Consider the following 21,665-nt stretch of genomic DNA (forward strand, 5'->3'; position numbering starts at 1 on the left):
AGGGGTTACGCAGGAGTTACATATGAATAATCTTTCCAACACTCTTCCAGAAGACGTTGTGTTAGACGTTTGCAACGTCAGCAAACGATTTTCGCTACGTGCAAATCATTCAATTAAAGAATCGATAGTAAACTTATTGACACCGCCGTCAAAAAGGCACGCAACGCAAAATTTCACAGCTTTAGACAACGTTAATTTTGCTATTAAACGCGGAGAAACCGTTGGACTCATAGGCATGAATGGTTCTGGAAAGTCAACAATGTTAAAGCTGCTTTCCGGCGTTATGCAACCAGACGAAGGTCAAGTCTGCGTGCGTGGAAGAATCGCAGGATTGATTGAAGTTGGAGCTGGTTTTGCAGCCGACTTAACTGGCCGCGAAAACGTGTATCTTAACGGCGCAATTCTTGGAATGACAAAAGAAGAAATAGACGCTAAATATCAGTCAATAGTAGATTTTAGCGAAATAGAACCTTTTATGGACACAGAAGTTAAGTTCTATTCTTCCGGAATGTTCTTACGATTAGCGTTCTCTGTAGCAGTACACAGCGATCCTGATATCTTCCTAATAGACGAGATTTTAGCCGTTGGAGATGAAGCGTTTCAACATAAGTGCATAACAAGACTTAAAGAGCAGCAAAAACGCGGACAAACAATGGTTATTGTTTCGCACAGCGAAGATCAAATTAAGCAACTTTGCTCTCGCTGCATTGTGCTTTCACATTCGCACATGATTTACGACGGCGACACAGAACCAGCGTTTAATGTAATGCGCAAAAGCTTAGCGTAAAAATCTTTCCAAGAAAGGCAGATAACAAGATATTATGGAAAATATGACTAACGCTACAAATTTTGAGCCAAAAAACATAATCGTAACCGGCGGATGCGGATTCATAGGATCTAACTTTGTGCACTACGTAGTGAACAATCATCCAGAAACTCATGTAACAGTATTAGACGCACTCACCTACGCCGGAAATATTGAAAATATTGCAGGGTTGCCAGAAGACAGAGTTGATTTTGTGCACGGCAATATTTGCGATGCAGAGCTTTTAGATAAGATCGTTCCAGGACACGATGCAATTGTGCATTATGCTGCAGAATCGCATAATGACAACAGCATTGCAGACCCTGAACCATTCCTTAAAACCAATGTTGAAGGCACTTTTAGACTTCTAGAAGCTGTACGTAAATATGGAATACGCTACCATCACATTTCTACCGATGAAGTGTACGGAGATTTAGCGTTAGACGACCCAGCTAAATTCACTGAAGAAACCCCGTATCATCCATCCAGCCCATACAGTTCCACAAAAGCAGCTTCAGATATGCTGGTACGCGCATGGACGCGCACTTACGGCTTGCACACAACAATCAGCAACTGCTCAAACAACTACGGACCATACCAGCATGTTGAAAAGTTTATTCCTCGACAAATCACTAACATTCTTGAAGGTATTCGACCAAAGCTATACGGTCAAGGCTTAAACGTGCGAGATTGGATTCACACCGAAGATCACAGTAGCGCTGTTTGGACAATCCTAACAAAGGGAGAACTTGGAAACACGTACCTGATTGGTGCGAACGGTGAAAAAAATAATATAACGGTTCTGCGCATGATTCTTGAAATGATGGGCAAAGATGCAGACGACTTTGACCTTGTAAAAGATCGCCCAGGCCACGATCGCCGTTACGCAATCGACAGCACAAAATTGCAAACGCAGCTTGGATGGAAGCCAAAACACACAGACTTTACAACAGGCTTAGAACAAACAATCAAATGGTACACGGAAAATCGAGCATGGTGGGAAGGCGCTAAAAGCGCAACCGAAGCGAAATATAAAGCACAAGGACAGTGATACAATCACCCTTATAAGTTTTATGAAGTCTATAAAATTCATAAAACTCATAAACTTTGTAAGCTTCATAAAAGTCAGCTCTGCTTGCTTTAGTAAACGAATTTAATCACAAATAAAAGAATTTGTAGGATTCTATGGAATTTGAAAAAGAACTAAGCGTTACAAAAACTAACATTCCTGGTCTGCTAGTATTCGATCTTCCGGTACACGGAGATAACCGAGGATGGTTCAAAGAAAACTGGCAACGAGCCAAAATGACTGCTCTAGGATTACCAGACTTTGGACCGGTGCAAAACAACATTTCGTTCAACGAAAAACGCGGAGTAACCAGAGGCATACACGCAGAGCCATGGGATAAATACATTAGCATCGCAACCGGCGAAGTATTCGGAGCATGGGTTGACTTAAGACCAGGAGAAAGCTTCGGACAAGTTTATACAACTACGCTAAACCCAAGCAAAGCAATATACGTTCCTAGAGGCGTAGGCAACAGCTTCCAAGCACTGCAAGACGGCACAGCATACACTTACTTAGTAAATGCACACTGGTCGTTAGAACAAAAGAAAACATACACTTTTGTGAACCTTGCAGACCCAGAATTACACATTAACTGGCCAATACCGCTCGAAGAATCCGAGCGCAGCGAAGCAGACTTACACCATCCAATGCTAAAAGACGCAAAACCAATGGCACCAAAACGCACCCTCATAACGGGATGCAACGGACAACTTGGATGCGCGATCAAAGACTACGCTCAAAAGCATAATTTAGAAGGATTTGAATACGTAGACTTAGATAGTTTCGATATAGCAAATAAATCCGATTACAACAGCTACGACTGGGATTTATACGGCACAATTATTAACACTGCAGCATACACAGCAGTTGATAAAGCAGAAACCCCAGAAGGAAGACGCGCAGCATGGCGCAGCAACGTTACGGGAGTTGCAAATCTTGCAAAAATTGCGCAAGACCACCATATTACGCTAATACATATTTCTAGCGACTACGTTTTCGACGGAAGTGAAGAATACCACAAAGAAACAGAAGAGTTTTCACCTCTCGGCGTATACGGTCAAACAAAAGCCGCTGCCGATGCTCTTGTAGAAAACGTTTCGCAACATTATATTATTCGATCAAGCTGGATTGTTGGCGAAGGACACAATTTTGTAACCAGAATGATTGATTTTGCAAACCGCTGCAATAATGGCGAAAACATAAATGTTCAAGCGCCAATAGATCAAGTTGGAAGATTAACTTTTGCCAGCGATTTAGTGGAAGGAATATTCCACCTTCTAAATACGAATGCAGAATACGGAACATATAATCTTACCTGCTCTGGAAAACCTGCATCATGGTATGAGATTGCGGAAAAAATATTCAAATTAGTCGGAGCAAACACAAGCGAAATTGAAGCGAATCATGTAGACGATTATACGAGAATATCTCACGGCTCTCCACGTCCGCATCATTGCTCGCTTGACTTATCAAAAATAGAATCTACTGGTTTTAAGCCAGAAAATTGGGAACAACTACTCGAAACATACGTAAAAAACCATAACGAGTAAAGGACTTATACGAACAATGAAGGGAATTATTCTCGCCGGCGGATCAGGCACACGACTTTACCCTCTTACTACAGTAACCTCAAAGCAGCTGTTACCTGTGTACGATAAGCCAATGGTCTACTACCCTCTTAGCGTGCTTATGATGGCTGGCATTAGGGATATTCTTGTGATTTCCACGCCAAAAGATTTACCAAACTTCGAAAAGTTACTTGGAGACGGTAAACAATTCGGCATCAACTTGTCTTATGAAGTTCAGCCATCCCCAGACGGATTAGCACAAGCGTTTATTATTGGAGAAAAGTTCATAAACGGCGACTCCTGCGCTCTTGTGCTTGGAGATAATATATTCTACGGAAACGGCCTTGGAGGTATTCTAAAGCACGCTGCACGCGTAGAACACGGAGCTACGGTATTCGGATACTATGTTGACGATCCAGAACGCTACGGCGTTGTGGAATTTGACGAGAATCACAAAGCCATCAGCATAGTTGAAAAACCAGAGCACCCTGCATCAAACTACGCTATTACAGGCTTATACTTCTACGATTCAAGAGTAACAGAATTTGCTAAGCAAGTTAAGCCAAGCGCACGTGGAGAACTTGAGATTACAGATCTTAACAAAATATATCTTGAAAACGGTTCACTAAACGTAATGACGCTTGGCAGAGGCTACGCGTGGCTAGACACTGGCACAATGGATTCATTGTATGAGGCAGGCGAATTCGTGCGCACTATAGAAAAAGCTCAAGGATTGCCAATTGCTGTTCTTGAAGAAATCGCTTACGAAAATCAGTGGATTGACCGCGAGCAGCTTATGGAATCTGCTGAAAAATACGGCAAAAGCAACTACGGAAAGCATCTAAAGCAGGTTGCCGAAAATCGTATTATTATATCCAAAGATTTATTCACAGATTAGTAAAAAATAAATTAGTAACTTAAATTAATAAAAAGCACTTAATAAAATAAAAAGGCCGAGCGGTTTGCGCCCGGTCTTTTTACTATATTTACTGACTTTTACTATTTTACATAAAGATTAAGAATCACACTTTGAAAGCGTAAGTCTTAGTATCTTTAAGAGTACCATCGGAAGAATAAGCTTCGAAATGAGTCCAATAGATACCAGGCTTAGGATTCCACAAAGCCCACGGACCTCTAAACTGACTAATCCACTGCTTTGCGTTATAATCGTAAATCTTTATGATCGTATAACCGTTAGGATTGTTGGTAATTGCACCCAAAAGAACGTTTCCACCACGCCATCCAGCGTAAGTACTAGAAACTACAGTATTTCCAACAAAGTCAGAAGTATTGTTGCTTCCACCAGGATTATCTTGTACAGAAGGAGCACTCTTCATAGGGTTATTAACACTGTAATGGAAAGCTATAGTTTTCACAGCTACAGCAGAATTTGTTCCAGCAACACGAACTTCACAGTGAAGCCAATAATCACCGTTATTAGTCACCCAAGAAGCCCAATTTCCTGGAGTCCAATCAGAAATAGTTTCCCACTGCTTAGTAGTCAAATTGTATGAAAGCCAACGGTATTCCAAATTACTTGCAGCAGTATTTACTACCGAAGCACCAACAGCTATATCACTATCGCGAACAATCCAAGTAAAGTTTACTGCAGGAATGTTGTATCTTTCGCTAGTAACAGTACCAAATTCAGAAGTACCGTTAATTTCTCCGCCATCAGCCATACCAAAAGCGTTCAAATCTACAGAACCATTAATTCCTGCAACATTCCCGCTGGAAGTGTACTGCCATCCACGCAAAGCGCTCGTAAAATTGTATCCCGTGCGCGAACCGTAGCTAGCAACCCAACTGGTACGATTATGAATGTAATGAGAATTAAGTGGGCCGCGCAAATAGTTAGAGTATGAATACACACCAAGCTTTGTATACCCAGCATAAACAAGCTGATTCCACCATGAAGCAACAATATCCTGATACACGTATGGAGAAGTTGGAGCTTCATGACCAGCCCAAGTCCATTTTTCCAAATCGTAGTAAACAGGATAAGTCAAATCTGATGGGCTAACTCCAGCACCGCGCAAAAGCTTAACCAAGCTCACGCCCTCAGAAGCACCATCTTCTGGCTTTTCAGCGTAAGAATAAAGGTAAATACCAAAAGGAATTCCTAAACGCTTACATTCATTAATGTTGTAAATGGCCTGCTTATCGTAACCATTATCCCAACCGTAGCCAATGCGAATAATAGCGCCGTCTACTCCGGAAGCTTTTACGGCATTCCAATCAATCAAATTCTGATGTTCAGAAACATCAATAACACCTTTAGCGTTTCTTACAAACGGAGTTCCATCAGATTCAAAGAATGTAGGAATTCCATATTGATCACCCCAATAAACGCCATACTCATTAGCCGAAAGCGAAGTTTGACGAACAACTCCAGAAGGATGAGTTTGCAGAATAGGCTTAAAAGTAGAATTATTAGAACCTACCACATCCGTATTTGGCACAATATCGTCGTGAACGTTTGCTTTATTAACTAAACTTAACCTATTTTGATTGCCATTAACTTCGCTTAGTACAGACGCTACATGCTGCTTAGAAGGTATGAAATTCATACTAAAAGCAGTAGCAACAGAAATAAAACCAGCGAATAATCGCACGATAACCTGTTTCACAAGTCCTCCATATACATGTTTTCAGACTTAAACAACTAACTACCTTAGCAACATGCCACTAATAACATCACCAATAAGAAGGCATATATTAATAAAATTCTTGAAAAATTAACACAAATAACTCAGATAGCGTGTAAAAGTAAGCTAACGTATAAGCAATTTGTTTTATAATCACACGAAACAAACGCGATTATTTACACATTTACTAAAAAACTATTTATATACAAGTTTTTTCACTTTAAATTACGACATATGCGCGTTATATAATCTATAAAGTTATTTGTTTTAACTTTTTATATAAAGTGAGAAAGAGAATGTACGGAAACGATTATTATCAGGATTCACTAGCTAGGCTCGCACAAGATAACGTGCAAAATCCACAAGTGAATATGACGCAACCTATGCCGCAACAACAAGCGCCGCAGTACCCAATGCAGCAACAAATGACGCAACCTGCTCAACAACCACAGTATCAGCCGGATCCTTATCTTCCAGCACTATACGATCAGTCGTACTCACAACCACAAACGCCGTACGTTTACAACGCTCCTACTTCAAATCCGTCACCTATAGTTGTACAAAATCAATCGTCAACGCCTTCAACAATATACATACAGCAGCCTGTTATAATACAACAAAACGCACCATATAGCGGTTTTGCAATAGCAGCATTATCTGTCGGCATTGTTGGAGCTATACTTTTTTGGATTCCATATCTTGATTTAATACTTGGCGCACTTGCTGTAATCTTCGGATGCTGCGGCATGTATGTAACAAACAACCACAAAAAGCGTGGACTTGGAATGGGTGTAGCAGGATTGATTCTAGGCATAATCACGCTAGCCATAGGAATTTATATTCAGATGGTCATAGTTAACGCATACAATCAGTACAATCAGTACAGAAATTCATACGGTTATTCTGGCTACTACAATCCTTCGTACAATTCTTACAACGGATATAGCGGATACAACGGATATAACAATTACTCTAATTCCAGTGATTCTTCGAATAATGATTACAGTTCGAGTAGTGACAGTTCGAGTAGTGACAACTATAGTAGCGATGATTCAAGCAGCTCATCAGACGACACGTCTAATGATTATTCAAATGACTCGTCGAGCACTTACGACAATGACGACTGATACAAATAAGCATAATTATCAGCCAAATAAAAACTGGAAATACTTGTAAAGCTAGCAACAGCGACACTGGCAATACCGGCAAAAACAAAACGGAAGGTTACTATTACTATGTTCTGCGAAAATTGTGGGAAAAGAATTGCTGACACAAGTAAATTTTGTGCTTTTTGTGGAACTAAAGTAACATCACCAAATTATGCAGATAATATACAGCAAAATGCAGAAAATGCTGCACAAAATAGGCAAGAAATCCTAGAACCAGACGAAATTTTAGAGCCAGGTGAAATTCCCAGCCAACCAAAAATCAACCAACAAAACAGCACATTCAATGCTCAACCTAACATTGCACAGCAGATGTTCCAAACGAACATTCCACAAAAGCAACATACGATAAGCAGAAGTAAACGAATTGCAATAACAATAACGAGCACAATAGCAGCAATTGCCGTAATAGCATCCGGAGCAATATGGTACTTCATAACTGACCATCCAATTAATGTTCCAAAAGCCTACGCAGGAGAGCCTATATCACGCGTAGTAAAAGAAATAAAAAAACAAGGTGCACAAGTAAAAATCATAGACGAATTTAGTGGCAAAAAAGCAGGAACCTTCCTACGCTACATAAACACAAAACCTGGAGATAAAATCTCATCCCACATACCAGTAGTAATCGCAAAATCAAAAGGGCCAGGAATACCAGAAAAAGGCGTAGTTGGCGAATCACTAAAGAAAGCCGAAAAACTCGTCAAATCAATGGGATTGCCAGTAGAAGTTAACAGAGTAATTTCTGACGACCCAGGCAAAATTATTGCATCAAGCCCTATGCCTGGATACGCAGTCGTAAAAAACGACATAATACACCTAGCAGTTGGAACATACGGCGACGGCATACCTATTAACTTGTTCGGAGAAAATAAAAACAAAGCATACGACAAGCTTGTAAGCAGAGGATACAACGTAACATTGCATCCAAAATTCTCATCACGAAGAATGCTAGGGAAAATAGTAGGTTCTAACCCATCGTTAGGAAGTCCAGTAACAAAAGGCGCAGTAACACTCTACTATGGCGTTGACGCATCACAAACAAAATCAGTATTCACAAACAAAGATGAATTTGGCACAAACGCAAAAATGGATCCACAATCTGTTCAAGGAACATGGTGCACAAAATTAGGAGATTGCGTCAAATTTGAATCTTATGATTCAGATCGAAGCAGAGATCCAAACTACACAAACGATTTATTACTACTGTCAACCGATAAACGCTACCCAGCTAACACTGACGAAAACTTCTATAATTCGCTTGACTTGTGCAACGCAACACATGATCCAACAAACTGTGGAGCACTAAAAGACAGTCCTTCAGAGAACCCTATGAAAAACCATCTGCTTTTTGGTAACACAGGAGCCGTAGAACTATACAGGGGTCACGGAGCGCCTTACTGCGGAAGTGAACGCGTAGATGATTCAGTAGCATTCGCATGCGTAAATGGAAAAGTGATTGACGAATTCGAATTACCTGAAAGTATGAAGCAATATGGAAATCCAGAAAAAATACCGGGCTTTGCAAAAGGATCAAGCTTTAAGATGAGCGACTTCTTCGTATTAGTGCCAGTTAACACAAGATTCGATGATCTTATAAAATCCGGATATTTTGCAGGAAAAGGTGAAATAAAACCAGATTTAGACAGGCCGTTTATATTAAAACGCGATCCTAAATTATACAAAGAGACGGAAGCGAAAGCAGACAACATGGAATGGTCTGTGCAATCAAATCCGTTCGTACCAACAGTTAACCACAAGCCGGTACCATTTGCTCCAGCCCCGGATGATAGAAACGTTTACTATCTTATGGAAGAACCATTTGACTGGACTACGCTTCCCGGAGATATGCTGCAGTAAGGATTAGTTAGGAATTCAAAACTCAGTACAAAAACAGAAAAGAGTGAGTAAAATTTCTAACTTTTACACCACTGATACACTACTCTGTTATACAATTGCAGTGTTTATACTCTGCGAAGAGCATTTACAAGATTGTTTAGCGAGCGAGCAAGCAATAGGGTATACATCGTAGCTCAAGCTGGCACCGCTCTTAATCCATGGAGGAAGAAAATGGAAGAAAACAACCAGCAAGACTACAATCAGTCTGTTCCACAAGCACAACCTGTACAACCAAATTACTCTGCGCAGCCTGTTCCACAGGCACAGCCGCAGATGCCACAGATGCCACAGATGCCGTATGGTCAGAATCAAATGTATGCAAAGAAACCTGTAAACGGTCTCGCAATAGCATCTATGGTTATTGGAATTGTAGGTATATTCTTCTTCTCAATTATTCTCGGACCTTTAGCTATAGTCTTAGCAGCATTCGCACTTCGTACTGGCAACGAAAAATCAGGACGAGGAATGGCAATAGCTGGATTGGTTCTCGGAATCATTGATACTGTGCTTGCTGTTATTCTTTTAATTCTTGCTCAAGCCGCAATTAATAGCTTGAAAAGCACGCTTGTTTACGGTAGTTTCGTAGTTTTCACTACTCTATTTGCGTAGTAGAACTTAAATTTTCGAAATATACTGAAATGTAAAAACTATACTGAAATATAGAAAAACTAAAAGGGCAAGTACGTAAAGTACCTGCCCTTTTTTGAAACCTAAAGTATTAAGCGGAGTATTATGCATATCCACTTAAGAATCAAGTGGAGCGGACGACGGGAATCGGACCCGCGTAATCAGTTTGGAAGACTGAGACTCTACCATTGAGCTACGTCCGCAATTAATCACTGACTCACACGAAACATTCATGCGCAAACAGCAACTTGTTCAAGTATACAGATACCAATGACATCAGGCAAGACACAAAACTTACTAATTAAAATTTTTGATTAAAAGCTCAAGTATTACTACTGCAGAGGCAATAGCCGTTTCGTCAGCTAAACGCCCATCGTGAGTGAGAGAAACATGCCAACGCACTACAGAATCTTTAGCAGAGAAATTTTCAGCAGCAGAATCTTGAGCAGCAGAATCACTACAAGTAAAATCTCCACAAGCAGAAGAAAATTTCACAAGTGATTTTGTAAGCTTCTCTTCCACACTTGCGCTAAGTTGTACGCTTGGGCAACCATGCGAATCGTCAATAATCTCAATCTCATTCCAAGGCGTGTTGTCTAATGTGTAAGGATATTCTCCACCACATGCGCTTAAAGCCTCCGACCAGGCCTTTATCACAGCTTCTTTACCAGCCCAACGAGCGGCCACATGCAAAGACTCATCATCATTTTTCGCCTCAGCGCGCAAAGCACACTGACGAAGCTCACGAGTAGAAAAAAGCTTACGCCAGCCTGTAGTATCGCGCATCTGCTGAGCAAACTGCTGCACGCAAACAATATCATGCCCGAGTCCTGCAATCATGTACACCTCTTTTTAAACTGCATCCTATTACTATAACTAAGCATACCTAAGTAAAAAGTAAAGGCGGATGCACAAAACACCCGCCTTCTTATTAAGTACATTTTCAATTATTACTAAATAACTACATAATTACATAAATTATTATTACAAAATTACTTTATGCAAATTTAATAGTTATAAGAACGAGAATAGCTACTAAAATTATTTACAGTATTAACAACAGCATTAATCTTGCTCACCACAGTAACTTGAATATACGCAGCAATAACAAGTGTTATAATTCCAAGAACTAATCCTGAAATAGCCATACCATGACCGCGCTTAGCACCTGGAACACCAACCTTGGTGTTGAGCATTGCAACAATACCAAAAATAACAGCCAAAATACCAATAATCCACCAAATAAAGGTGAAGAAAGGTACCCAAGCAAATATAACACCAATAATTCCAAGAACTAATCCTGCAACAGCTAAGCCAGAAACTGGAGATTGCTGAACATACATTGGTTGCTGCATATATGGTTGCTGAGCGTAATTCTGCTGTGCATAAGGCTGCTGAGCGTAAGGCTGCTGAGCCGGCTGAGCATAATTCTGCTGAGGTTGCTGAGCATATTGCTGCTGAGCATATTGTTGCTGTTGGACTGGCTGAGCGTAAGGCTGTTGAGCCGGCTGAGCCTGAGGAACCTGTTGGTTATTTTCGTCCATTTTCCCTCCATCTGCAAAAGCAATATAAGTAATGCAATAACATGCACTATTAATGCAACAAGTATGCACTATTAATGCAATAAAATCTATGTAACTTATAACGCTTTTCAAATAATTTCGATTGTCAAATAATAAGACAAACACTGCGATTATACAACATGTATGAGTAATGCAAAAATTGAGTAAGTAAGTGAGTAAGTAAGTAAGAAAACGAACGCTAGTGCATAAAGCAAATTCGAAACGAATAAATTATTATAAAACGATAAAATTTTAGGCAATTTTAAGTAATGAGTCGATACGACAATATTTTATACATTGAGCACCCACGAAAGATCGAGCAGACATCTGCGATTCTGCACTAACGACGGTTTTTATGCACATTTTGTTTATTTCACCAAATCTCCCGATGAAATCGACAAAATGCAGGGCAAAACTGTCGAAAACACAAAACCATCTAGTGAAATAAACAAAACGCGATCCAAGAATCACAAATAGCATCGCAAGCCGAAGATTTCGCAATCTCCGCACTTCGTGCACCACATTCTCCGTCAGCATACCAAAACAAAAGAGGCACTAACGCATTTTCGCAATACGTTAGTGCCCTATTTGCCTTTTGCACTCGCTAGTTAGATCGCTTACGAACGATTAGAGTGCTTTGGACAAGCTACAAGCTACAAGCCATAACAGTCGTAAGCAGCTCAGCAGTAGTAGCCGTTAGCGTTAAGGCGAGCTTCAGGATTAAGCAGCATAGCCTTTTCTGCCTCGTGACCGTCATAGCGAGTGCCATCCGGCAGGCGCGTACCATCCTTCAGCAAGTGGCGATTTTCAACCGGCTCAAACAGCGGCGCGTGACCCATCATGCCTTCCTCAAGCCTTCTCTGTCCTGCAGCTAAGCGAGCGTTTGCTTTAGCGCGCCACTCCTCCAGCGCCTCAGGACCAGCGGTAGCAGCCACAGCCGCCTCAAACGCACCCGGATGAACCAAGGCTACAAATCCGCTAACGTGACCAAAGCCAAGCGAAGTTGCGAGCGCAGCCTTCACTACGCCAGAGCCAGATCCGCCAACAATGCGCATCGGCTCATGCAACCAAACCATGTGATCGTCGCGCGCAAGCTTAGGATCCACGCAATCAAGCGATGCGTTTCCAGGGATTACGCCACTTCTAAACAGTTGCGTCAAACCGTTTATTTGGAAGATGCACGCGCCGCCCTTTGCGTGACCGGTTAGCGTCTTTTGACTGATTACGAACAGTGGATTTCCGTCCGTACGTCCGATTGCGTGCGCAAGAGTATTGTGCAGTTCGGATTCGTTCGGATCGTTTGCGTTCGTGGAAGTATCGTGCTTAGAAACCACTGCAATATCGTCTGGTGTAACGCCGAGAGCTGCCAAATCGCGCACGAGCTTAGACTTAGCGCCGCCCATTCCTGCAGCCAAAGCACCCAAGCCTGGAGCAGGAATAGAAGTGTGGATGCCGTCAGCGTAGGAGTGAATAAACCCAACTACGCCAGCAACAGGCAAACCGAGCTTAAGCGCAATATCTCCGCGCGTAACCAAAATCGTACCGCCGCCTTGCGCTTCAAGGAAGCCTCCGCGTCTGCGATCGTTTGCGCGAGAGAAGAATCGAGGATTTATACCCTTTGCGTACATTTCTTCGCTATTGGCAGTTGCGTTCATATTGCCGAAGCCGACCACGGATTCCACGCCGATATCGTCAATTGCGCCGGTTACTACGAAGTCAGCTTTGCCGAGCGCAATCTTATCAACGCCTTCTTCGAGCGAAACTGCTGCAGTTGCGCATGCCGACACAGGCTGAACCATGTTTCCGTAACCGCCGATGTAAGTTTGCATTACGTGCGCTGCCACCACGTTTGGTAGCGCTTCTTGCAGCACGTCGGTTGGGATTTCGTGGTTAAGGAAGCGATCCAAGTATAGGTTTCGCATTGAGCTCATGCCGCCGAAACCGGTTCCTTGCGTGGAAGCAACCAGCGACGGATGCACGGCTTGCAGAATCTCCGAAGGTGTGAAACCGGCGGAAATGTAAGCGTCCACTGTTGTGACGATATTCCACAACGCAATCGTGTCAACACTTCCAACCATTGAAGCTGGAATTCCCCACTTGAGCGGGTCGAAGCCCTTAGGGAATTGTCCTCCGACGGTTCTGGTCATCGCAGCCCTGCGTGGCACGCGAATCATGGAACCTGCCTTGCGCGTAACTGTCCATTCGCCAGATTCTGCATCGCGAGCAATTGCAGTGTGTGCTTCGTCGAGTGCCACATATTCGCGCGCAATCGTTTCTGTTGGCACGCTGAAGCTTACGTCGTGGTCGAGGAATATTTCTGCTTCTTCTTCGTTCGCTCCGTCCTTGTAGTCGCCGCCCATTCCGGTTTCGAATGGTCGAATACCGGAACGTGCTACTACTTCGTCGCGATATTTCTCTGCAATATCTTCTTCTGGAACAAGCGTGCCTTCCGCATCGTACCAGCCTGGCTTTGGCGAGTCTTGCCAAGTAAGCAAGCCCATATTCCAAGCCAATTCCAGCACAGCTCCTGCAGAAAGATCTACGGAACCGTCTTCCTTAATTCCAAGCTCTGCTTCGAAACGAGTACGTCCGGAACCCCATGGTCCAAGCTCGCCGACTGATACGATTACGATTTCATCTTCAGGACGCGCTGTTACGTTCTTCCAATCAGACAAGTTGACTTGTGGCTGAGTTGGTGCGTAAGGGGTAGGAAGAGCCTTGCTAGTTGACTTTACAGAAGATTCGACAGTTCTTTCCGCAGCAGATTGTGAAGCAGATTCCGCAGATTTTGCTGCTTCTTCCGCACGCTTCTGATCTTCCAGCGCTTCTGCACGAAGAGCGTTCAAATCGAGAGGCTCCTTGCCTAATCCGCCTGTAAAATCTACGTCCAGAGGAGCGATTGCAGCCTGCTTACGCGACTCTTTTGTGCACAACTCAAGCAAACGATCAGCCATTTCTTGCGTAGAGTATGTAGTTAATCCATGGCGTTCAACTACGGCAACCAACGGATCGTTTCCGCCCATTAATCCAGTTCCACGCACCCAGCCAATCTTAGGATGAGCGAACGTAACGCGATCAGACCACACACTTTCTGCATGCGCACGATTCACAATCGCATCGAAAGCACTCTTGACTTCGCCGTAAGCACCGTCGCCGCCGAACATACCGCGGTTTGGAGAACCAGGTAACACAACGTGCATACGATGTTGCACATCCGTGTCTGCTCCAATTTGCGCAAATCCAGCAATTGCGCGCTCTACACCCCAAAGCATTAAGCGAGATTGCGATTCAAAAAGCGAACCAGAATCAGCCAAAGTACCGTGAACTGGTGGAGCTGCGAATGGGAAGAACATACTAGGCTCGTAAGCAGGCTTCAAAATAGTAGTAGTTGCGCCACTGACTTTCTTTGAAACAGTGCCAACCCACTTTACAAGCGCGTCAACATCGCGATAACTAGACAAGTTTGCTGGCACAAGCCACAACTTTGCGCCCATTTGAGCGTTTTCGCGATAAGCTTTCTTTGCCCAAGACTTAACGCTCGGCTTGAAACTGTGCGAAGTTGCGATAACTGTAGCACCGCCCTTAAGCAAGCCTGTTACTACGCGAGCAGCGATTGAGTTAGGAGCAACTCCAGTAACAACCGCAACTTCTCCTGCAAAACGAGTTGCTTCAGCAAAATCAGCCGCATCAGATTCGTGCGATTTTGCAATTTTGGTGCGTGCATCACGAGCAATAGCAGAAAGAACAGTAGATAGATTACTTAATCCGCGCGAATCAGCAAGACCAGCAAACCATTCAGCTTCTGAAGCTACTGCTTCCCCAGCACCAAGGAAACTACCAAAATCATTTAAGATTTCAGAAACTTCAGTTATCTGAATATCAACATTCTTTCCAGCATACTTGTAGTACAAGCGAGCAACGTCTTCGCGAGCAGAAGCCCAACGATCGTCGAAAAGAATCGCCTTACGCTCATCAAATCGAGGAGCAACCTGTTTTGGCCAATCAGAACCAAGCTCAGCTTCAACAGCAGCTACAACAGCGGCATTTTCATCGCTCTCAGTTTCTGCTTGAGGCGCCTCAACACCAAGCTTTGCTAACACAAACTTAGCTGTTGCAGCAAGTACACCATCTGCACCAACAACACGTTGCGCAAAAGCGTCAAGAGCTGCGGAATCAACAACAGCACCGCCCGCACCGCCCGCAGCACCAGGCTGAGAAACGCTAACGCCGTGAGCTTGTGCAACTTGAGCGATTGCAGCGTCAATTAACGCATCTGCAGCAGCAGTATTCTTTGCTGGTTCAGTTGAAATTTGCGCAAGATTTTCGCCACGCACGCTAGCACCTTCACGCGTTTGCAAAACCAAAGCCGCAAGCACGTGCGCACGCCAACCCTCACCTAACTGCCAAACTTCCGAAATACGCTTGTCGATTTGCGCTGGCTTCACGCCTGCCGCACCGAAAAGCGCACGCAAACGTTCGCGCACAATATCGGAAAGCACAACACCAAATGCTTTATAGCGCGGAGCAACAGAATCAACTAGCTTACGAAGCGCACTCATTGGAGCTTCTGCTGCACCATCCACACTTGCCACGCCAAGCTCGGAACTAATATCCATAAGAAGCTGGTTTCTGCGTGAAGATACGCCGTTCGTAAGTGTATCTGTTGTGTCGGTATCGCCAATTTGATCGAGGCGAATTTTTGCGCTATAAGCAATAAGCATTGAAATTGCGTCAGATGCTTTGAATGGCAAGTCTGCTACAGGTCCGCTTGCTGCAGGAGCAGAAGGAGCCGAAGCAGAAGCAGGAGCAGCAGCAGGTGCTGCAGGTGCGGCAGACGGTACAGAAGCAGCAGGAGCAGCTTCAGTAGCGCTATCTTCCTCATCAAATACTTCTGGCACAAGCGAATCAGTGTCAGTCATATAGACGCGACCTTCATCTCGGCCAACGTTATAAACGGTCACCTTTTCGCCACTAAACTGCGGCAAAGCGAGAGTTTTAGCACCAAGATTTGCCAAAGTCGGAGCGTTTCCTAAACCAACTTCCACGTATTCTTCAACACCAAGACCGCCGCGAGCGCGATCCGCAAACATAAGAGCCTGCGTTTCAATCCAACGAACTGGAGAAGCAAACTGCCAGGAAAGAAGTTCCGTAAGAAGCAGTCTACCAAGCTTTTGCTCATCATCTGCGTAAGATTTCCAAGTTGCCTCGTCTTCCAAAGCAGCTTCAATACGCTCAGATGGAACAACATCCAAAATCTTCTGCGCAAACTCGCGAGTAAGCTCAAACGGGCATGCCACAAGGTTTGGAATATAACGATCTACAAGAACCGAGTAGTCAATATACTCTGGCAGCAGCGAGTCAAGCTTATCGCGGAATTCCGGCACGCCTTTACGAAGAATGCGAGAATGGAACGGTACGTCAATTCCAGGAACAAACATGAACGGCGGCTTACCACCATATTCTTTTGCTCGCTTAGAAGCGTCGGCTTGCAAAGCTTTCAAGCCCTTAATAGTTCCAGCAATCGCATACTGCTGACCAGCCAAATTGTAGTTTACAATTTGCAAGAATTCGCCAGTAGCTTTAGCAATGCTATCAACGTAAGCGTTAACACCTTCATCGTCCACACCGAACTGGTTTGGACGAAGCGCGCCCATGCGATAGTTTGAGCGACCTTGTGCATCTCGATCAATCAAATGATGCATTGTAGATCCGCGATGGAACACTAATTCGAGCACAGTTTCGAGTGGAATAATCTGAGCGAAGGAGCTCAAAGCATTGTACTCACCAAGCGAGTGACCGGCAAAATATGCTGGCCAAATATCGCATCCGGCTTCACGCAGACGAGCGGTTTGCGCAAAAGCAACTGTTGCGAGCGCAACTTGCGTAAACTGCGTCAAATTCAGTAATCCTTCAGGATGACGGTAAGTTACGCCGTGAGCTGTAAGCTCCTTAGGATTATCTCGCACGACTGCGAGTATTGAGAATCCAAGCTTTTCGCGAGTAAGCTTGTCTGCTCTTTCCCAAGTGTCACGTACTGCAGGCGATTTTGCTCGCTCATCCAGCGACATTCCTTGCTTTTGAATACCCTGACCTGGGTATACGAAGGCTGCTCGTGGAGCGCGAGTAAGTGCGCTTGCTTTAGATACGATTTGTCCGTTAACTCGGCACGTAACTTCCAAAGCGAGTCCGCCGCGGCGAACTTTACCAACGCGTTCAACCGTAATTTCTACTTCGTCATCAAGCTGAACCATGCCATACATGTTGTAGGACCAGCCGATAAGCTCGTAGCGAGCGCCCTTTTCATCAACTGCTTGAGCTACATGTTGAGCTGTTGCGGAAAGCCACATTCCATGCACAAGAGGCGCAGAAAGACCGGAAATCGCAGCTCCCCTAGCAGAAGTGTGAATTGGGTTGAAATCTCCAGAAGTGCGTGCGAAAGCCGTCATATCGTGAGGAGCGCGAACTACTACTCTTCGCAAAGCGCGACGAGGAGTGTCTTCAATTTCGTATCCGTGCAATCCTGCCGCATCACCGTACTCTTTAGCTGGTACAGGAAGTGCCGAACTAAAGCTGCGTCCGCGAATAGCGAAACGTTCTGTTTCGTGAGCCAAACGGGTGCCATCTGCCGCAGTATGCACTACGTGAATTGTTACAACTCGTCCGGAAGCAGATTCTGCGTAAGGTTCTGCCCAACCGAGTAAATTAATTCGCTTATCAACATACTTGCGTAAATCTTCAACATCAACGTCAAACTCAATTAGATGATCCAAATGAACGGCGTTAAGAAGACCCTCAATAATCGGGTATCCGTCAACCATTACAGAGCCTAAAGCAGAGTAAATAGTTGGCCAAGCAGGACCAACTAGCGCGTCTGGCACAATGCGAGAGGCAAGAAGTCCGTCTGGGAGTCTTCCAGCAGTAGCTGACTCGTGATCTATTCCAAGATTGCGAGAGAAAGTATAAGACGAGTGAACTAATCCAAATGGGAAATCTTTATAACCCTCTTCCAGCAAATCTTCCGGCAACTTCGCTATACTGCCATCTTCTTTTAGCGTCTCAACCTTAGGCATAGCATCAAGAACATCACCTGTAATCGCAGTATTTCCAATACCAGCGGTTGCTGCAAGCATATTGTAAACATGCTTTGGTAAGCGTTCGCGGTCGACTACTGGTATGCTTCCTGCTCGAGTTGCGTCAACTGTAAGCGGAATAACAATATCTCGTACAGCGTGCTTGCGTTTTTGAGATACTGCAGCGTTTTTGGCTGCGTGTTGCGCTTCTTGATTTTCTTGAGAATCCCAGAAAGTATCGAGTTTTATGTCCAAATCTAGGGAAATCAAGTCAGCATCTGTAGAAGTTACGTTAATAACGTAATTCTTATCGCCAATTTCAGTTCCGTAAGCTGGGTTTGTAGTTACGTGACCAACCCACGAAATATTAGGGCATGAACGAACGTAAGCTTCAACGTTTTTAGCTGCAGAAATCTGACTAAATGCAGCTTTTGTAACGCTACTTTCAGATTTATTTTCAGACTTACTCTCTGCTTTATTTTCTACTTCTGCACGATTTAGCATAGCTGCTTCAAAACGGCCTAGAATATCCGCAATCGGCTCATCCATAGTAGTGATACCGGCCACAGAAATAGGGCCAGGTATTACGCGCACAGCATCAGCCGAATAGCGCGAATCTTCCGACTGCCAAAGCTGATCCTGACCCCACCAGCGCAACAAATCGTTGTCAATAACTGGCACGAATGGCATTGGCTTAGGGTATTCGCGCACCAAAGTTGGGAACCAAGCAGCATCCATTGGCACAACGTTAAGTTCACGAGCTTGAGGCAAAGCTTCAAGTAAAGCATCCAAAGCAGCTTGAGGATGTTCGCCAACTTGCGCACGAGTTGGCAAAATCGACGTAAACTCACCAGAATCTTGGCTCACTAAACGAGCTTCAATACGCTGCAGTAAGTGCATGTAGCGATCTGCATAAGTAGGATCTACCCACGGGTATGCCAAATCAAGGAAACGCTGAGCAAACTGAGCGTAAGTCATGCTTTCCAAGTCACCGAAATACGGTTTTGCAGTAGCATTAAGTGCTGCAATTACTTCGTCTCGGCGAGTTTCAAGCTCTTCAGGATGCTTCATCATGTGTACAAGCAGGCGGCCGCAGCGTGCAGAAGCGTTTTCAAGCTCATAAATATCCGCATGCAAATGACTTAAGCCGCTAGTTACACCACCAACAACTTTTCCAGAAGGCACCCAGCGTTCACCTAATGGCGCAAACGGATCTTCATCAAAACCTTCTACACTTGAAGCCTTAGGCATAACAATTCCTGGCGTTTCAACCAGCATGCGTTTTACTTCAGGACTTGTATGAGCCTCTTTTGCTGTCATTGCAGCCGTGCCAATCATCACAGCATCAACAGGCATATTTGGCAAACCATACTCGCGCGCCCATTCGCCGGAAATGTAGTCTGCAGCACGCTCAGGTGTACCAATACCGCCACCTGCAACAAGCACCAAATTATCACAATCGCGAACTTGTGCGTAAGTTGTCATAAGAAGATCGTCAAGAGACTCCCACGAATGGTGACCACCAGCGGCGCCGCCTTCAACCTGCACGATAATCATTGCAGGAGAAACAGCCTTAGCGATTCGCACAACTTGACGAATCTGATCAACTGTTCCAGGCTTAAACGTTACGTAAGGGAAGCCATCAGACTGTAAAGAAGCCACTAATTCTTTAGCTTCATCAAGTTCTGGGATTCCGGCAGAAATAACTACGCCATCAATTGGAGCACCAGACTGTCGCTTTTTTGGTACGATTCTCTTCGAACCAAACTGCAAATTCCACAAGTATCGATCCATAAACATGGCGTTAAATTCAACCGTTGCGCCTTCTCGAAGCTGAGAGCAAAGAGACTTCATATGACGGTCGAAAACTTCAGAAGTTACCTGACCACCTCCAGCAAGCTCAGCCCAATATCCAGCGTTCGCTGCAGCAGCAACTATTTCCGGCTCCACTGTGGTTGGAGTCATGCCAGCAAGAAGAACCGGCGCTTTTCCAGTAAGTTTGCTGAATTTTGTAAGAACTTTGCGTCCTGCAGGAGTGTCGATTACGCGAGGCGCAAAATCATTCCAGCAGCCTGTTCGAGTAGGCTCTAAGTCCATTGTGGAAAGCTCTGCACGATTGCGAACAGTTGCAGCTTCTACTACACCAGCACCTGTACCTTGCACCAGCACGCCAGTAAGTTTTCCAAGCACTTCGCTAGGTCCCATATCCATAATCCAAAGCGAACGCGCATCGTTTTGATCCAAAACTTCGCTAATTTGAGCAGCCCAATCAACAGGCTTCACAAGCACAGCATTAGCTAATTCGCGAGCAAGAACTGTATTTAATCCAGCTTCTCGCGCCCAAGATTCCACCTGATCAACAGCAGTTTCAAGCATTGGCGAATGGAACGGTACTGTAACATCTAAATATTCAGCAACAGGAGCAAACACAGCACCGCCGCGCACCTTCATTTTGCGCAATTTTTGCGAGCGTTGCGCTTCTTTCTGAGCTTCGTTATCAACAGCTTCCATATCTTCTGGATAGCCTGCAATAACTACGTGATTATAAGCGTTTTTAACCGCAATCGACACTTCGCCACGAGTGCGTTCTACGCGAGAAATCAAAGCTTTTGCTTGCTTTTGCGTTACGCCTTTAAGCGAGAGCATTGGCGTACGTTCGCCGTCTCCCGTGATTTCAAGCATTCTAGATTCGCGATCCCCAGCTGCGCCAATAAGATAAGCGATTGCAAGCAGTTCTTCTATTTGCGCACGAGCCTTCTGCCAAGATTTAGCTTTTATGCGCGCTTTTACCATTTCCGCTGCGATTACTCCCTGCGAGTGCCCCAATACTGCGCAAGGTTTGTTTACTTCAAAGTTGTAGCCAAGATTGGTTAAATCGCGCACTGCTCCTAGCTGAGCTAAAGTAATTCCCGGCACGCTAAAAAGCGCGTTTGCAGCGTTAATATGCTTATTTTCCAAAGCATCGAAAACGTTTACGTCTCCTCCTGCGTTTGCTAAAAGCTCAGCATATATTGGCGAGAGTAACGTTTTCGCGTTAGCTTCGTACTCGTGAAGTTCCGCGTTTAATTCTTCATCTGAACTAAGTTCACGTAAAGCTTCAACCCATGGAGTTGATTGGCCTGCGAACACAAGCGCGTGTGGATCATAAGCGAGGCGGTCGAAAAAGTATGTCGTCATGATGTTTCCTTCTCGTTGATATCCGATAAAACTATCGTTTGTTTGATTAATTTGGTTTATTTACTTGCGATCTA

At 44.2% G+C, this 21,665-nt stretch carries 11 protein-coding genes and 1 tRNA gene; 7 read left to right on the forward strand and 5 right to left on the reverse strand.

Going from position 1 to position 21,665, the window contains the following annotated elements; genetic code table 11:
- Positions 1-22 precede the first annotated feature (22 nt).
- The 4 genes from ACNEUN_RS03075 to rfbA all read left to right on the forward strand — a co-directional run bounded on the left by ACNEUN_RS03075 (position 23) and on the right by rfbA (position 4,340).
- Positions 23-787 carry an ABC transporter ATP-binding protein gene (locus tag ACNEUN_RS03075; protein WP_427876292.1) on the forward strand — a complete coding sequence of 255 codons (765 nt, stop codon included), beginning with the start codon at positions 23-25 and terminating at the stop codon, positions 785-787.
- Between the two features lie 34 nt (positions 788-821).
- Positions 822-1,856: a dTDP-glucose 4,6-dehydratase gene (gene rfbB, locus ACNEUN_RS03080; protein ID WP_463630728.1), complete on the forward strand. Its 1,035-nt coding sequence runs from the start codon at positions 822-824 to the stop codon at positions 1,854-1,856.
- Positions 1,857-1,990: 134 nt separating this feature from the next.
- A complete protein-coding gene (locus ACNEUN_RS03085; RefSeq protein WP_463630729.1) occupies positions 1,991-3,424 on the forward strand; it encodes a sugar nucleotide-binding protein in 1,434 nt (477 codons plus the stop codon).
- 16 nt (positions 3,425-3,440) lie between these two features.
- Positions 3,441-4,340 carry a glucose-1-phosphate thymidylyltransferase RfbA gene (gene rfbA, locus ACNEUN_RS03090; protein WP_427876286.1) on the forward strand — a complete coding sequence of 300 codons (900 nt, stop codon included), beginning with the start codon at positions 3,441-3,443 and terminating at the stop codon, positions 4,338-4,340.
- A 124-nt stretch (positions 4,341-4,464) separates the two neighbouring features.
- Here the strand turns inward: rfbA and ACNEUN_RS03095 are convergent, their stop codons facing one another.
- Positions 4,465-6,012, reverse strand: a complete 1,548-nt coding sequence (locus tag ACNEUN_RS03095; RefSeq protein WP_463630823.1) for a glycoside hydrolase family 25 protein — start codon at positions 6,010-6,012, stop codon at positions 4,465-4,467.
- Between the two features lie 374 nt (positions 6,013-6,386).
- On the opposite strand from ACNEUN_RS03095, the gene ACNEUN_RS03100 reads away from it, so the two are divergent.
- The 3 genes from ACNEUN_RS03100 (at position 6,387) to ACNEUN_RS03110 (ending at position 9,764) form a co-directional block, all read left to right on the forward strand.
- Positions 6,387-7,217 carry a DUF4190 domain-containing protein gene (locus ACNEUN_RS03100; protein ID WP_463630731.1) on the forward strand — a complete coding sequence of 277 codons (831 nt, stop codon included), beginning with the start codon at positions 6,387-6,389 and terminating at the stop codon, positions 7,215-7,217.
- A gap of 108 nt (positions 7,218-7,325) precedes the next feature.
- Positions 7,326-9,116: a PASTA domain-containing protein gene (locus tag ACNEUN_RS03105; protein ID WP_463630733.1), complete on the forward strand. Its 1,791-nt coding sequence runs from the start codon at positions 7,326-7,328 to the stop codon at positions 9,114-9,116.
- 210 nt (positions 9,117-9,326) lie between these two features.
- Entirely contained in the window at positions 9,327-9,764 is a 438-nt protein-coding gene (locus tag ACNEUN_RS03110) for a DUF4190 domain-containing protein (RefSeq protein WP_463630735.1), read from the forward strand.
- A 147-nt stretch (positions 9,765-9,911) separates the two neighbouring features.
- Here ACNEUN_RS03110 and ACNEUN_RS03115 read toward each other — a convergent pair.
- From ACNEUN_RS03115 to ACNEUN_RS03130, 4 genes are all read right to left on the reverse strand, one after another.
- Positions 9,912-9,985: transfer RNA gene (locus tag ACNEUN_RS03115), tRNA-Gly, on the reverse strand.
- Positions 9,986-10,079: 94 nt separating this feature from the next.
- Positions 10,080-10,622, reverse strand: a complete 543-nt coding sequence (locus ACNEUN_RS03120) for a holo-ACP synthase (RefSeq protein ID WP_463630737.1) — start codon at positions 10,620-10,622, stop codon at positions 10,080-10,082.
- 167 nt (positions 10,623-10,789) lie between these two features.
- Complete coding sequence (locus tag ACNEUN_RS03125) at positions 10,790-11,326, reverse strand: DUF4190 domain-containing protein (protein ID WP_463630739.1); 537 nt, start codon at positions 11,324-11,326, stop codon at positions 10,790-10,792.
- Between the two features lie 698 nt (positions 11,327-12,024).
- Positions 12,025-21,591 carry a fatty acid synthase subunit beta domain-containing protein gene (locus ACNEUN_RS03130; RefSeq protein ID WP_463630741.1) on the reverse strand — a complete coding sequence of 3,189 codons (9,567 nt, stop codon included), beginning with the start codon at positions 21,589-21,591 and terminating at the stop codon, positions 12,025-12,027.
- Positions 21,592-21,665: the final 74 nt, after the last annotated feature.

The sequence above is a fragment of the Gardnerella sp. C0684A1 genome (assembly GCF_055326835.1).

Excerpts from the sequence above, each read along its gene's own strand:
- ACNEUN_RS03105 (WP_463630733.1), top strand. The coding sequence starts at position 7,326 with ATGTTCTGCGAAAATTGTGGGAAAAGAATTGCTGACACAAGTAAATTT.
- rfbA (WP_427876286.1), top strand. The coding sequence starts at position 3,441 with ATGAAGGGAATTATTCTCGCCGGCGGATCAGGCACACGACTTTACCCT.
- ACNEUN_RS03085 (WP_463630729.1), top strand. The coding sequence starts at position 1,991 with ATGGAATTTGAAAAAGAACTAAGCGTTACAAAAACTAACATTCCTGGT.
- ACNEUN_RS03130 (WP_463630741.1), bottom strand. The coding sequence starts at position 21,591 with ATGACGACATACTTTTTCGACCGCCTCGCTTATGATCCACACGCGCTT.
- ACNEUN_RS03120 (WP_463630737.1), bottom strand. The coding sequence starts at position 10,622 with ATGATTGCAGGACTCGGGCATGATATTGTTTGCGTGCAGCAGTTTGCT.
- ACNEUN_RS03095 (WP_463630823.1), bottom strand. The coding sequence starts at position 6,012 with ATGAATTTCATACCTTCTAAGCAGCATGTAGCGTCTGTACTAAGCGAA.
- ACNEUN_RS03100 (WP_463630731.1), top strand. The coding sequence starts at position 6,387 with ATGTACGGAAACGATTATTATCAGGATTCACTAGCTAGGCTCGCACAA.
- ACNEUN_RS03075 (WP_427876292.1), top strand. The coding sequence starts at position 23 with ATGAATAATCTTTCCAACACTCTTCCAGAAGACGTTGTGTTAGACGTT.
- ACNEUN_RS03110 (WP_463630735.1), top strand. The coding sequence starts at position 9,327 with ATGGAAGAAAACAACCAGCAAGACTACAATCAGTCTGTTCCACAAGCA.
- ACNEUN_RS03125 (WP_463630739.1), bottom strand. The coding sequence starts at position 11,326 with ATGGACGAAAATAACCAACAGGTTCCTCAGGCTCAGCCGGCTCAACAG.
- rfbB (WP_463630728.1), top strand. The coding sequence starts at position 822 with ATGGAAAATATGACTAACGCTACAAATTTTGAGCCAAAAAACATAATC.